This window comes from Lysinibacillus phoenicis, assembly GCF_047238325.1.
Classification (GTDB): Bacteria; Bacillota; Bacilli; order Bacillales_A; family Planococcaceae; genus Lysinibacillus; species Lysinibacillus irui.
Genome location: NZ_JBDFMP010000002.1, coordinates 2,815,493 through 2,830,705, shown reverse-complemented (window position 1 = coordinate 2,830,705; position 15,213 = coordinate 2,815,493). Strand labels below are relative to the sequence as shown.

General features: G+C 35.1%; 11 protein-coding genes. 4 read left to right on the top strand and 7 right to left on the bottom strand.

What is annotated here, in order from left to right; genetic code table 11:
• Nucleotides 1-4: 4 nt before the first annotated feature.
• The 3 genes from ABC382_RS15515 to ABC382_RS15505 all read right to left on the bottom strand — a co-directional run bounded on the left by ABC382_RS15515 (nt 5) and on the right by ABC382_RS15505 (nt 2,501).
• Entirely contained in the window at nt 5-1,096 is a 1,092-nt protein-coding gene (locus ABC382_RS15515) for a DUF4179 domain-containing protein (RefSeq protein WP_322611476.1), read from the bottom strand.
• Nucleotides 1,093-1,647, bottom strand: coding sequence for a sigma-70 family RNA polymerase sigma factor (locus ABC382_RS15510; protein WP_274795052.1), 555 nt, complete (start codon nt 1,645-1,647; stop codon nt 1,093-1,095). The genes ABC382_RS15515 and ABC382_RS15510 overlap by 4 nt, the downstream gene beginning before the upstream one ends.
• Before the next feature lie 179 nt (nt 1,648-1,826).
• Complete coding sequence (locus tag ABC382_RS15505; protein ID WP_274795053.1) at nt 1,827-2,501, bottom strand: peptidylprolyl isomerase; 675 nt, start codon at nt 2,499-2,501, stop codon at nt 1,827-1,829.
• Between the two features lie 402 nt (nt 2,502-2,903).
• Here ABC382_RS15505 and ABC382_RS15500 point away from each other — a divergent pair, with 402 nt between their 5' ends.
• Together ABC382_RS15500 and ABC382_RS15495 are read left to right on the top strand one after the other, a co-directional pair.
• Complete coding sequence (locus ABC382_RS15500) at nt 2,904-5,681, top strand: bifunctional diguanylate cyclase/phosphodiesterase (RefSeq protein ID WP_274795054.1); 2,778 nt, start codon at nt 2,904-2,906, stop codon at nt 5,679-5,681.
• A 32-nt stretch (nt 5,682-5,713) separates the two neighbouring features.
• Entirely contained in the window at nt 5,714-7,351 is a 1,638-nt protein-coding gene (locus ABC382_RS15495) for a thiamine pyrophosphate-binding protein (protein WP_274795055.1), read from the top strand.
• Between the two features lie 132 nt (nt 7,352-7,483).
• Here the strand turns inward: ABC382_RS15495 and ABC382_RS15490 are convergent, their stop codons facing one another.
• The gene (locus ABC382_RS15490) at nt 7,484-8,074 is read right to left on the bottom strand and encodes a hypothetical protein (protein WP_322611477.1); all 591 of its coding nucleotides are present in this window, start codon (nt 8,072-8,074) and stop codon (nt 7,484-7,486) included.
• Nucleotides 8,075-8,218: 144 nt separating this feature from the next.
• Nucleotides 8,219-10,096, bottom strand: a complete 1,878-nt coding sequence (locus ABC382_RS15485) for a leucine-rich repeat domain-containing protein (RefSeq protein WP_322611478.1) — start codon at nt 10,094-10,096, stop codon at nt 8,219-8,221.
• A 217-nt stretch (nt 10,097-10,313) separates the two neighbouring features.
• Here ABC382_RS15485 and ABC382_RS15480 point away from each other — a divergent pair, with 217 nt between their 5' ends.
• A complete protein-coding gene (locus tag ABC382_RS15480; protein WP_274795058.1) occupies nt 10,314-11,291 on the top strand; it encodes a tRNA dihydrouridine synthase in 978 nt (325 codons plus the stop codon).
• A 98-nt stretch (nt 11,292-11,389) separates the two neighbouring features.
• On the opposite strand, the gene ABC382_RS15475 is transcribed toward ABC382_RS15480, so the two are convergent.
• Nucleotides 11,390-12,280 (bottom strand): LysR family transcriptional regulator, encoded by an 891-nt coding sequence (locus ABC382_RS15475; protein ID WP_274795059.1) that lies wholly within the window; start codon nt 12,278-12,280, stop codon nt 11,390-11,392.
• Nucleotides 12,281-12,400: 120 nt separating this feature from the next.
• On the opposite strand from ABC382_RS15475, the gene ABC382_RS15470 reads away from it, so the two are divergent.
• Entirely contained in the window at nt 12,401-14,404 is a 2,004-nt protein-coding gene (locus ABC382_RS15470; RefSeq protein WP_322611479.1) for a YhgE/Pip domain-containing protein, read from the top strand.
• Nucleotides 14,405-14,658: 254 nt separating this feature from the next.
• On the opposite strand, the gene ABC382_RS15465 is transcribed toward ABC382_RS15470, so the two are convergent.
• Nucleotides 14,659-15,198: a VUT family protein gene (locus tag ABC382_RS15465; protein WP_274795061.1), complete on the bottom strand. Its 540-nt coding sequence runs from the start codon at nt 15,196-15,198 to the stop codon at nt 14,659-14,661.
• Nucleotides 15,199-15,213: the final 15 nt, after the last annotated feature.

Here is a 15,213-nt window from a genome sequence, read left to right as displayed (position 1 = left end):
ATGCTTATTGCAGCGGAACAACGATCGGCTTTATTGTATACGGTTCTTTTATAAGTTCCAATGCTCCTGTACTATCCTTGATCTTGTAGAAGTTTACTACAGGAGTGATCATTATAGATGTTGCTTGTTTATCAAAATTATTAATAACAATGCGTGGGAAATTTCCTCGACCTACAAAGTCTGTATTATGACTATTTCCTCTAAAATGAATAACATTATACTCATTCCCTAAATTATCTTTCACGACATATTCAATGCCAGCCCCTCGCCATTCACCATTTTCCTTCTCTACAAACACCTCTTCTGAAAGATAAATTGCTGTAGAGATAGGGGTTTTCGTTATTTTAAAAGCTTCTATTTTTATACCTTCCGCTTCCGTTTTCATTCTATCTTTTTCTATACGCTGTGTTTTACTTTCAAGCTTCCCTAAAGTAAATTCAAATGACCAATTTCCTGCCACAGCATTATTCACATTATTTAAATCAACAACTTGATCTCCTTGAAAAGTAATATGAACTTCCTCAGGCTTTGAGCCTCTGATGAGTTCAAAAATATATAATACTGCATACTCATTGTCGTTTATTTTTTGAACCAAATGATTCGTGGCATAGCCTCCATATTGATACCTTTTACCAAATTCCTTAGCAGTTAGTTCACGATTTTCACCATATAATACTGGCCTTTCTCCTAAATCTTTCGCACTTTTAATGGTGTACGCAATGGTAATATTTTCTCCATCATATACAGCATCGTTTACAGATACTTCGATCCCATTACTCTCCTGGACCATTCCAATATTTGTAGAGTATTCATCATAATTGTCGAAAACATACTTTTCGTTATCAATGAACAACTCGAAGATATTTCCAATAATCGGCATATTCGCTGCAAATGTAGGAAATGCATAGCCAATTGTAATACTAGAAGCGATGAAAAAGGTTGCTGCAGCAACAAAATTTCTAATAAGGTGCTTTTTCTTTTTTGCCTTTAACACATTTCTTTTAATTCTCTCTTTTTCAAGCGTACTCACTTCCATTGGCTCTATATTTATATGATCAAGATTTAAATGATTAAATTGTTGATATAGCTTTTTCATGACATACTCCCCCCTAAATGAATTTGCTGTAATCTTTTTTTCCCACGATATAATCGGTTATTAATAGCAGCTTTTGTTAAACCACAATGCTCAGCAATTTCTTCGTTTTTCATATTTAAAAAGTATTTCATTGTAAAAATATCACGGTCCAATTGCTCCAATTGACTCATCATCATAAGTAACTCCTCTGTAGATGACTTAATTAAATATTCATCCTCAGCAGATTTTACTGCATTTCCTGTCTCATCAATTTCATAAAAAAATGGCGCTTTAGATAGCTTTCTTTGCTTCGTAATAGCTTTATACTTCGCTATAGTGCAAATCCATTTTCTAAAATCCTCTTTATCTCCCTTGAACTGTTTAGCATTTTCATATGCACCTAAGAAAGTATCACTTATACATTCTTCAATTATTTGAGGATCATTATAAGATTTTAAGGCATTGTAAATAATAGCTTTTACAATTCCGATATATTCATCAATCACGTATTGAAGTGCTTCTTCTCGATTTTTCTTTAGATGCTTTATAAAGTTTTCAGCTGTTATCCTCATCCAAACACCCTTTCTTCCACAATCATAAAGGACCCTTCATACAAAACATCGCTAATATTTGGAATTGTTCTCATATTATTTAAAAATATTTACATTTTGAATTTTATAGCCAATATAAAAGGCTAAATCGTCATTGATTTAGCCTTTTACTTATTTAAATATCTATTACTTCACATCAACTATTTATTTACCTTAGGTGCTGGATAATCAAAGCCCTTCGTATCAACCTCAACCTTTTTCATTTGTTGATCTTCTAGTGGTTTATCTGTAGCATCTCGCTCAGCTGCAACAATTGCATCGACTGTTTCCATACCCTCGATGACTTTTCCAAAAGCAGCATAATCTCCATCAAGGTGCGGAGCTTCCTTGACCATAATGAAGAATTGAGAGTTGGCAGAGTTAGGGTCCTTCGAACGAGCCATCGAAATAACACCCCGTTCATGCTTCATGTTATTGTCAAAACCATTTGAAGAAAACTCACCATCAATCGAATAATCTGGTCCACCAGTTCCATTCCCTAATGGATCTCCACCCTGAATCATAAAATCAGGAATCACACGGTGGAAAATAAGGCCATCATAAAACCCTTTATTTACTAAGGAAATAAAATTAGCAACTGTGTTCGGTGCTACGGTAGGCTCCAATTCAATGACAATTTTCTCATCATTATTCATTGTAATGGTTACTATTGGTTTTTCCTTCACCTCTGATGCGTAATTAGCTGTTTTCTGAGATTCCTTAGTTGTATTTCCCTCTGTTTGCTCACTATCTTTAGCAGTACCACAGCCTGTCAACATCATAACGATTGCTAACAGTGAAAACACTAAATAGAAACCTTTAAAACGTGCGAACATATTCTTTCAGCTCCTCTTGTTAACCGTCTATTCATTATAAAACTATCGGATTATTTACAACAAATCAAGGTAGTTCCTATCAGTAAGATTATAAAAACCTTTGTATTATTCATAGCCATTAGAACAATTATGCCAGGAATGGTAGATTTAATTTTCCTATTAAATACATATCAAAAGAAAGATAACTGAACTTCACATAAAGAAGGATTGTAGTCCTACTTTATAAAGCTAATAACAAAAACTTAGAATACTTTTAAAAATTTTTAACTAATTTCTACATTTTTTTACCAACATGTTTATTACTACTGTAAAATGAAAATAATGAGACATTCGATACGAATAAAGCAAAAATTTAATAAAAATTTCTATGGGACAACGATACAAAATGGGAGGTTCACTTAAATGTCTATGGAACAAACAAGGTATTCTCGACTGGCCAATATTACGAAGATGATTAACATGAAGCTAGATTTACGTGAAGTATTGGAGCAGGTAACAACTGCAATATCTGAAGAAATCGTCAAATGTGATTCTGTGGGCATTTATCTGCCACAAAAAGATGGAACATTTAGAGGGTATGTTGGAAAACCAGAAGTAATTAATGGTTGGACATTGAATATGCATATTATTGACACCGAAATAGATTTACTGGCTAAAGAAGTAATTGAAACAAAGAAAACAATCTATATTCCTGATACGTCAAAGGATAATCGACCTGACCCTCGAGCTGTTGAAGGATTTCATATTAAATCTTTGTTAGTACTACCTATTTCCTTTGAGCAAGAATTATTTGGTCTTGTTTTTTTATTTGATTATGGTATTCCAATGAACTTAACAGAGGAAGAAATTCAAACGGTTGAAGCATATGTAAATATGGCTGCTGTTGCTATCCAAAACGCAAACAACTTAGCTTATAAAGAACACCTTATTAACGAAAAACAGTTGCTGCTCGATGTTACACGTGACTTATCAATGTGCTCTTCACTACAAGAGAGTCTTGATAAATGCTTTTTTTACTTAGAAAAGGTTCTAGACAATAAAAATATTGGCGTTCACCTATTAGACCCTTTAGCAGAAAAGAATATAAAACCAGCAAAGTTGAGTAAGGATAGCGATTGGACGGAAGAAAATTGGCTAAAAACACATAATAAAATAAAAATTGATGAAAGCAATGATGCTGTAATGCAGGAGGTTTTTGAAACCAAAAAGGCCATTCTTATTCCAAATGTCTTTGAGGATGACAGACCTAATCATGAAGTCTGTCGCAATTTTGGCATAAACGGTTTAGTTATGTTTCCTTTGATATCAATGGGTGAGATTTTAGGACAAATCTCTATTGTAAATCTTGAGAAAAAGCCATTCTACTACTCAGAAGCTCAATTACAATTAGCCCAATCAATTGTTGATACTACTGCATCTGCATTATCAAACCTGTTATATATGGAAAAGCAAGAGATCATTATCGAGGAAAGAACCTCCGAAGTAAGAGAAAAAAATAAAGAGCTCGAAAGAGTTGTCGCAGAGTTACAGCAGCTTAGCCGTGAAAAGGAGTTGATTCTCAATTCCGCAGGGGAGGGGATCTTTGGGTTAGATCTTGATCGAAACATTACATTTTGCAATCCTGCAGGTGCACACATGTTGGGATATGAAACAGAGAAGGAACTGATTGGAAAATCAGTCGATATTATAATGAGTGGCTGTGAAACAGAGGACAAAATTATGGTTTCACCCTTCTTAAACACAAATTTTAATAGCTACAAAGTTTTTTTTAGAAAAGATAATTCAAACTTTCCAGTCGAATATGTAACCTCATTAATAAAAGAAGGAGACAAGGTCGTAGGTGAAGTTGTGACATTTAAAGATATAACACAAAGAAAGCAACTAGAAGAGAAAATTAAATACCACGCTTATTTTGATAGCTTAACAGATTTACCCAACCGAATTCTTTTATTAGACCGATTAACTCAAGGTTTAAAATCTGCAAAAGTGAATGGTGAAAAATTAGCAGTTCTCTATTTAGATCTAGATCGTTTCAAATTAGTAAATGATTCACTCGGTCATAGCTATGGGGATCTATTGCTCCAAAATGTTGCCAAACGTTTAAGTGCTTGCGTTCCAGAAGATGCAACCGTGTCAAGGCAGGGTGGGGATGAGTTTACAATCTGTTTACCTAATATTAAATGTGAAAACGACATTTTGAAGGTTATTAATTGTATAAATGATTCCTTCTCTAAACCTTTTAATTTAATAGACCATGAAATTTACATTAAAACAAGTATCGGTATAAGCCTGTTTCCTGAAAACGGTGAGACTACAGAAACATTAATAAAAAATGCAGACACAGCTATGTACAAATCAAAAGAAACACCCGGTACTAGCTACCATTTCTTTAGCGAAGGGATGGATACAAGAACTTTTGAAAGTATCCAACTTGAGAATGATTTATATAAAGCTTTAGAGCGAGATGAACTAATTATCTTCTATCAGCCACAAATAAATTATAAAACAAATAGAATTAAGGGTGTTGAAGCTCTATTAAGATGGAATCATCGAAAACATGGAATGATAGCACCGGATAAGTTTATTCCCATTGCTGAAGAAACAGGTTTAATTGTTCCTATAGGTGAGTGGGTTCTTAGGGAAGCCTGCAAGCAATTAAAAGAATGGCATAACCAGGGATGTCCTTTAATTAGTGTGTCGGTGAATTTATCTGTCCATCAGTTCGAGCAGAATGATTTATTTGCTATTGTAAAAAACGTCCTAAAGGAAACAGATTTGTCACCCGAGTATTTACAACTAGAGCTTACGGAAAATCTCATTGTTAAAAATACAGAGGTAACTTTAAAAACGATGACACAACTGCAAGGACTTGGGGTAAATTTAGCAATTGATGATTTTGGTACTGGATATTCATCCCTAGGTTATTTGAAAAACTTGCCGATTTCTACATTAAAAATTGATAAATCCTTTGTTCAAGAAATGTTAACGGATGACGCAGCAGCTATTACGAATACGATTATTACGCTTGCTCAAAACTTAAAACTGGAGGTTATTGCCGAAGGAGTTGAAACCAAAGAACAGGCAGACTATTTATTGGCACAAAATTGTCATTTAATGCAAGGATATTTTTTCAGCAAGCCTATGAAATCTGGAGAAATTATGAAAAAATATTTCAAGTAGTGTTTAAATTTATTAAGCAAAGGAGATTTAAAATGAAAGCAGCTCGTACGGTCTTAGAGTATTTAAAAAATAGCGGTGTGCAATATATTTTTGGTATTCCAGCAGGTTCAGTCAATGCATTTTTTGATGAACTCTATGATATGAAGGAATTAACACCGATTGTCACAAAGCATGAAGGAGCAGCATCATATATGGCTGCTGCTTACGCAAAGTATACAAATCATCTAAGTGTATGTATTGGCTGTAGTGGTCCAGGGGGGACAAATCTTGTAACAGGTGCCGCAAATGCCATGCGAGAGCATTTGCCGGTTTTATTTTTAACTGGTGCTGTTCCTGTTAATACAATTGGTCTAAATGCCTCTCAGGAATTGGATGCGCAACCGATTTTCCAATCAGTTACCAAGTATAGTGTAACTGTTAAAGAATCAAAGGATTTATTAAAGGAAATAGTAAAAGCCTCCGAAATTGCTATATCGGGAGTTCCTGGTCCGGTACATATTGCTATACCAATCGATGTTCAACATGAAACAGTTGAAAACGTAGAAATACCAGCTTCACCAAAAAGAACAGCCATGGTTCCTGAAATAGATACCATTAAAAATGTAGCCGAACAGCTAATACAAAGAAAAAATGGTTATATTTTGGTAGGACAAGGGGTAAGAAATTCTGTTGAATCATTATTAGAATTAGCAGAAATTCTTAATTGGCCTATTATTACAACACCACAAGCCAAAGGGTACATTCCAGAGGATCATCCTCTCCTCGTTGGCGTTTTCGGTTTTGCTGGTCACGAAGCCGCTTCAGAATTGATAGCTGAAGGAGATGGACAAGTATTATTAATTGTAGGTTCAAGTTTAGGTGAAACAGCAACAAATAACTACAATTTAAATCTTACAAAAAACCGCTTTTCTATACAGATGGACTTTGACCAATCCGTCTTCAATCGAAAATACGAGATTGATATGCCCGTGCTAGGTGATATCAATCTAAGTTTATTATTACTTATTGAAGAATTAAGAGCGAAAGGTTTAACAAGAACCTCCCTTGAGATTAAAGAAAATAAAGAAATTCTTGAAAATGCAGAGGAATATAACACGAAAAATGTTCTGTTAAATATTCAAAAATATTTACCAGCATCTACAAGGTATACTATCGATATCGGAGAGTTTATGTCCTATGTCATTCATCATATGAAAGTTTTAGATTATGATACTTTTAATATAAATGTTCATTTTGGCGCAATGGGAAGTGGGATTGGATCTGCTATTGGTTCGAAATTAGCTGAACCTGAACGTCCTGTTGTATGTATCACTGGTGATGGTTGTTTCTTCATGCATGGAATGGAAATATTAACAGCGAAAGAGTATAATTTACCGATTTTATTTATTGTCATGAATAATGCTCGTTTAGGCATGGTATATCATGGACATGCTTTACAGTTTCAACGTACTCATCCATCCTTTGAGCAAAATCCAATTAATATAAGTGCTATGGCTTCAGCGATGGATATACCGAGTTTCCAAGTAACTGGACTACAAGATATTACTAACGATATGATTAATAACTTAATGAATTTAAATGGACCAGCTGTATTGGAAGTAGTTTTAACAGATCATAACACACCTCCTATGGGAGACCGAGTTAAATTTTTATCGTCTTTTGGGAAATAGAACCGTTAAAGCATCATAACTATAAAAAGATCATATAGATGGGGAGAATCTCTCCCCTCTAAATGATTTTTTTGATCTTACTATAAACTGTTTATGTATTATAAGTTCCCGACTCTAAACCTAACGAATTGTTTACAAATTAGAAAATGAATGTCGAATAACTCCAAGTATAGCCCCTATTGTTTGTCCTTTAAAAGCATCTGAAACTGCTTCACCTGAGGGGTTTGAGAAATAATAGCTGGCCATTTTTTCATTGTAGTAATACCCTAAACCTGTGAGAGCATCTTGTAAGTCAGCTGGGAGCTCTTCTAATCCTGTGTGTTCAGTGAAATACTTTGTAGGAAAGACCTTCACATCCACATCTCCTGCACCAGTGTGTACTACAAATAAGTCTTTTTCATGTTGAACAATCCACTGATCTTTTGAATATAACGAAAGTCGTGATCCTTCTAATGAGGATATTGCTTCTAAATTAACACCAAAAATTTCATTTATTATTTTGCGTATCTTTGCCCCTGTTATTGCCCCATCGTATTGATGTAGATGGTAATCTATTACCCCTCTCCCTGAAGATAAAGATGTCTCTTTTAACTTTTTAGATAGAATAGGTGCTTTATCTAAATTAATACCAAAAATTAAATCAACAACATGAAAAATCTTAGAACTACTCATTTTTCTTCCATAAGAATTTAAATGCTGATCCATCTTTTCTGCCTTTTTCATCATTCAACCCTCCCATAAAACTATAACACTACTAAAGAAGCAAGAGGTAAATTCTCTTGCTTCTCGCACAATTTTAAATCTAACAATTACGAAAGACCAGGCCTTTAATGTATAAATTCTATAGCAACTAAAGGTTCATTACCCTCAATAAATCTCAATTTCTTTGTCTAGAACAGACTTATTTTGCACCTGATTTCCTAAAATATAAAGCTTTTTCAAATTAGGTAGATTCACTAAAGGCTCTACATTTGATATAGCGTTGTTTTCCAGATGAAGAACCTCAATTTGTTGCCAGTTTTTCATAATATTTAACGATTGTAAGGAACTATCTTGTAACGTGAATGAACGGAGAGCTGAAAAGTCTACAAAGTAAGGTATGACCTTCTCAACATCTTGTACCCAATCACCATTACCTATTCGACTCGTTACATCATTCAAGGTTAAATGCTCCAACACATTATTCGTGAATGGTTGCGTACTATTTAATTGAAGACTACATTTATAACAATTTAAGGTTTTTACATGCTGTAAATTGAATAATTCACTTGTTTCTTGAAAAAACGCTGTCTCATTAAAGTTAAGTGTATGCAGATTCGGTAGTTGATTGAAAGAACGAATACCTGTAAAATCACCATATTCTCTTGCTGTAAGTTGTTCTAGCTGTGGGTATTTTAGTAATTCTGATCCATCAAAGGACACTCCTGCTCCCCCACTTATATAAACCGTCAAATCTTTTAAAGCTGGCGCCTCTAACTTTTCTATAAAAGAACCTGGAAGTTCGGCCTTTTTCAAATGGGGCACTACAATTGTTGACGTATCTCCATAATAACCAGTTACCGATAACTCAGTCAGTGATGATAGACTGTTCACAATATCAAGCAATTCTAATTGTCCTGGAGAAGATAAACGCAGCTTTGTCAAAGATGATTTATTTCTAAGTTTTTCTAAATTCGTAATGTTCATATATTCAAGATCAAGTGATTGTAGGTTAGGCATATTATCTATAAAATCAAGCGTTTTTAAATTTCTTACTGATGAGAGTTTCAATTCTTGTAATTGATTCAATGAATAAAGTGAGTTAAAATCTGTCGCCTCACTAATTTCTAGTGCTAACGATTCTAAATTAGTGAGTGTAGACAACCACTTTAAATCGTTGGTAGATTTTAATGACAGCGATTTTAGTGGTAATTTATTTAGTAGCTGGAAATCTGTAACCTCTTCAGTCATATAAGAAATTTCAAGTGATTGAAGATTAGGAAACTCTAATAATAAAGCAAGCTCATTATTACTTCGTATTTGAATTGAGAGCTCTATAACATTAGATTTATCGCTAAAATATTCCGCAATTTTACTAAATGATTCATTAAAGCTACCTGTATAGCTCTTTAAGTTTTTCAGATGTAGGAAGCTTACATTTTCACTCTGTGAGATTTCATAATCATTCATAAGCTTTAAGACAGCCAGTCCTGTAAAGGCTTCAAAATCTTTCTGTTCGATTTTTTGTGTATTCAATAACTTATCCATCATAATATAAGTGGAAATCTTGGCGTTTTTATTTGTAAATGGATCGTCGAGACTGTAATCAAAATGCCATTGATCGTCAGAATAATAGGCGGCCAAATAACGAATGCTTGCGATTTCTTCTTGAGTGGGCAATAATTCACCTTTTTCAAAAATATCTTTTAAAAAGAATAATAACACTTCGCTTTCAGGCATTGTTCGAACTGGGATTTGCTCTTGATTGCCGTATTCTGTATGATTGTTACCCAAAAGAAAATAAACAAAAAATGCACAAAGGATTATAATCGGCACAATAAGAAGCACCTTTAGATTTGATTTTGGGCGTGGCATCGTACTAGGAGAAGGTGTTCCGTAATAATTATGAATGGTTTGATCTACATAATACACCTTATTCTCTTTCAACATTATTTCAGTATCGCAATAAGGACATTTGAATGATTGCCCTTCTTTGTATTCAATTTTCCCATCACAATTTGGGCAATTTAATTTAATCAATTCCACTGGCAGTCCCCTTCCCAGCTCTATTTTCAATTAAGCTTAGTTGCCCGAAAAATAAATGTCAATATTTCTTTGAAATACTAATTATTCTCCATCATAAATTGCAGCGGGGTACTACATTTAATCTCCCACTAATTGCAGAAGCATTAATTATGTAGAAATAAAGTAAATATGATATCTTTTTGCAAGGTAGTATTTTGGAAAGAGAGGATATTCATCAATGAATCAAAATAATTTCTGGCTTGATTTACCACGGCCATTTTTCATTTTAGCTCCAATGGAGGATGTGACAGATGTCGTTTTTCGTCATGTCATTAGTGAGGCTGGACGGCCCGATGTATTTTTTACGGAATTCACCAATACAACGAGCTATTGTCATCCAGATGGTATGGACAATGTACGTAACCGTTTAGCATTCACAGAAGATGAGCAGCCGATTGTCGCACATATTTGGGGAGACAACCCTGAACATTTCCGTCAAATGAGTATCGGAATGAAGGAACTAGGCTTTAAAGGTATCGATATTAATATGGGGTGCCCTGTCGATAATGTGGCTGAAAGAGGCAAAGGAGCCGGCTTAATTCTTCATCCTGAACGTGCCTCTGAAATCATTCAAGCCGCAAAGGTAGGAGGCTTACCTGTAAGTGTAAAAACGAGACTTGGCTTTACAAATGTAGCCGAGTGGCGTGATTGGCTCACTCATATACTGAAACAGGATATCGCCAATCTTTCTATTCATCTTCGTACACGAGAAGAAATGAGCAAAGTTGCAGCCCATTGGGAATTAATTGCAGATATCAAAAAACTGCGAGATGAAGTTGCTCCTAAAACATTGCTGACGATCAACGGAGATATTCCAGATCGTTCAACAGGCCTAAAGCTAGTTGAGCAATACGGTGTCGATGGTGTAATGATAGGCAGAGGTGTGTTTTCAAACCCGTTTGCCTTTGAAAAGGAGCCGACAGAGCATAGTGCTAAAGAATACCTTAGCTTGCTATCCCTTCACTTGGATCTCCATGATCATTACTCTAAAGAATTTGAAACGCGCTCATTTAAAGCATTACAACGCTTCTTTAAAATATATGTACGTGGCTTCAAAGGGGCTAGTCAATTAAGAGTTCAATTACTAAATGCCCATTCGACTGACGAAGTACGTGAACTATTAGCTGCCTATACTGCCAATGTATTAACGGAGTAGATCGACCACATTAAAGGAGACTGGCAATGCCAATCTCCTTTATATTTGCTTTACTTGTAAACGTATATTCTTAACTATGACTATAAAGATTGGTCATTTTATTTACTTTGAGAAATTGATAAAAAATAGTCTAAAACAAATAAGCGAAATTGCTTTGCAATTGGTGTGAAGTAGCGCTTTTCGGACCAGGCTAATCCAATTGTTCGTTGACAAGTTGGTTCAACTATTCGAAGCTTATGCGGAAACTGTCCTGATTTAGGTACCCATGATAATTCAGAAACGAAAGCTACACCTAATCCTTGCCTAACTAAGTCTGAAATAACGGTAGGTTCGTCTCCCTCAAAAGCAATATGTTGAACAAATCCTGCTTCCCGGCAAAACTGGTCAGTTAAGTTTCGGAATCCATACCCTGTATTCATGCTAATAAATGCTTCATCCTTCACTTCTTCAAGCCGGATACTTTCCCTCTCTGCTAGCTGATGATTAGGTGGTACAATCAAAAATATTTCTTCCGTAATGAGTGGCTCCCATCTCACGCCCTCTCCTTCAATTGGAATTGAAGAAATACAATAATCTAAATCCCCTTCTAATAGCATTTTCTTCATAGAAGAAACAGATTTTAGAAATTGTTGAAAACGAACATCGGGATGTTTCGATAAAAAAGAACCTAATAATGAAGGTAACACTCTTGGAATGGTAACTGCTAATGTAATACTCTTTTGATCTTGATCGATAAATTGATTAAGTTCCCTTTGACCCTCATTCAATTCTGCAAAAGCTCGATCCACACGATTTAAAAAAACTTTTCCAGCTGCATTCAGACTTATTTTCCGATGTTCCCGATCAAACAATTCCACTCCTAAATCTTCCTCTAAACGAGAAATCGTTTTACTAAGGGATGGCTGGGCAATTTGAAGTTGTTCTGCTGCCTTCGTCATATGTTCCAGCCGAGCAACTGTTTGAAAGTATTTTAATTGCAAAAGTTCCATGCAGACTCCCCTTTATCATAGACTCAAATCTATTATGCATAACCTTTTATGTATTATACAACATCAACATATTAGATTAAGATGAAATAATCTTTTGCATAAAGAAAGGTAGGATATTTCATGAAAGGATTACAATTAGTATTACAAGACTTAGTGGCCATTTGGAAACATAAGCATGGACGCATTGCTTTAATTTTTCTTACACTTGTTCCTTTAATTTACGTAGGATTCTTTTTAGCTGGCTATTGGGATCCATATGGACAATTAGATAAACTTCCCGTAGCAGTTGTCAATCTTGATGAAGGCGCTACTATCAATAATAAAGCCATTCATATCGGAAATGATTTTGTTGCTCAATTAAAAAAAGGCAAAGAGTTAAATTTTCAATTTGTCTCTGCCAAGACCGCCAAAAAGGGACTTGAAGCTGGCGACTATTATATGATTATTAAAATTCCAAAGAATTTTTCTAAAAACATAACAACGGTCATGGATAAAACACCAAAACCAGCTAAACTTTTATATGAAGTCAATCCAGGGAAAAACTATGTAGCCTCACAAATTACTACAACAGCCGTTGAAAAAATGAATACAAAAATCAATGCCAATGTCACGAAGATCTATTCTGAAACAATTCTAACTAAATTCAAGGACGTTTCAGCTGGCTTCATGGATGCAGGAACTGGAGCACAGAAACTTTATAACGGCACTGTTGATGCACAAAACGGAAGTAGAAGGTTAACAAAAGGTATTCAAAGTTTAGATGAAGGGGCACAAAAACTTAAAACGGGGAGCACGGAACTTTCAGCTGGCCAAAAGAGCTTATCTTCTGGTGTAAATGAACTTACAACCGGCTCTAATTCCTTATATAAGGGGTTACAGCAGCTTACGGATGGTGAACATTCTCTACAATCGGGAATGAATCAAGTAAGCCAAAGCATTACTAACTGGTCTATTGAAAATACAAAGTTAGCTCAGGGACAAGAACAAGCAGCTATCACCGCTAAGAATTTGGAGGAACAAATAACTCAATATGTAAAAGAACATCCTGAAGCAAATCAGGATGGGAAACTCCAACAAATTATTGCTTTATCTAAAAAATTATCTACGACAGAAACTACTTTAAAATCTGACCAAGATCAGATAGAAATAGCTGCAAAAAAAATTACTACTGCACAGGCTTCGCTTCAAACTGGGATGGAAACGTTAGGTGCTAACATTACTCAGACTAATGAAGGAGCAAAACAGTTACAAGAGGGTACGAATGCATTTGCTAGTGGGTTTACAAAATGGATGACAGGCTATACAACACTTAACACTGGCATTACAACTCTCGCAAACGGAATCAGTCATGAATCAAGCGGATTAGCGGACCTACAAGACGGGCTTTCTTCTCTAGCAATTGGCTCAAATGAATTATCAGCAAAGCTAAATGAAGCTGCAGAAAAAACGTCTAATCTTCAATACAATGACTCTACCTCAACAATGTTTGCACAACCAATTGAATTGGTAGAATCCCATTTATCCAAAGTTCCGAATTACGGGACTGGCATTGCTCCTTACTTCTTATCACTTGCTTTCTTTGTAGGAGGCATTATGGCAGCCAACATCCTACCTTTAGGACGTAGAGAACGTCTAAAAGTAACTGGAACAGTTCACTTTATTAATAAACTAGGATTAGTTTATATAATAGGAATAATTCAGACACTTATCGTGGACCTGGTCGTACTTTTAGGATTTAAATTAGCAGTAGCAAGTGTACCGTTATTTATCCTATCAAGTATTATCGTGTCATTTACTTTCATGACCTTCATCCTGATGCTTATTATTCTCTTAGGGAATCTTGGTAAATTACTAGCTGTCACTCTCTTAGTATTTCAACTAGCAACCTGTGGTGGAACTTTCCCAGGAGAACTTGAAAATCCAATGTTAGCTAGGGTTGGAGGGTTTTTACCGATGGCCCACTCATTGAAAAGCTTCCAGGAGGTTGTTTCTCTCGGTGGCTGGTCAAACTTAATCACACAAGCATGTATATTACTTATTTACCTTTTACTCGCTTTCATCATCGGCTGGACTTCAAGTCATATACAGCATAAAGAACCAGCAGCCTTAGAAATGGTAAAGTAATAATTCGAGAATAATACTTGTTGAACTTGCTAGATAAAATAAAAATAGTATTTTTAAACTTTGAAGAAAAAGTACCAGCCCATGAGGACTGGTACTTTTTTATAATTTCTGTTGCTTAAGTTATGGTCCGACGCAACTAGTATAAGACTATATTTCTTAAAAAATATAGAAAAGGAAATGCAATACTTCATCTAAAGCCATGTTGTTGAAACACTTCTTTTACAGAAAAGCTCTCTTCATCATATTTCAAAAAATCATCCTGAAATAAGACGTTTTTCTTTCATTGCACCAACTTGGCCTAAAATTAGTGCACCGAACATTTGAATAATCGTTTTCACAATAATTTGTCCAAAAATGGCGGCAGGCACCGCTTCCCAAGGCAACATATTAGCCCCCAATGGACTCAAGCCGATTACTACGAAAATAGCAGAATCCAGAAATCCTCCAACAATTCCACTGTAGAGCACACGCCATGCCATTGGTAATTTCAATCGACTATAAATTTCTGTATCAGCCGTTTCAGCGACAACAAATGATAGGGCTGACGCTACCACAATCAAAAGTGTATCCCCTAGAAGGAATGACACTACTGCTGATAAAATTAAAGCTGTAATAATAACTATATATGTCTTTGCTCTACCATATTTATTTTGCACAAGATCGCGAAAAATAAAAGTCGCTCCAATTAAAAGCGTCCCCATTGGCACGATAAACATACCAAAATGTAAGGGCGCAAATGCTGCCGTTACCACATTAGCAACGACAATAGATAATAAATAAAATAGTATTCTCATCCTATTACTCCTCAA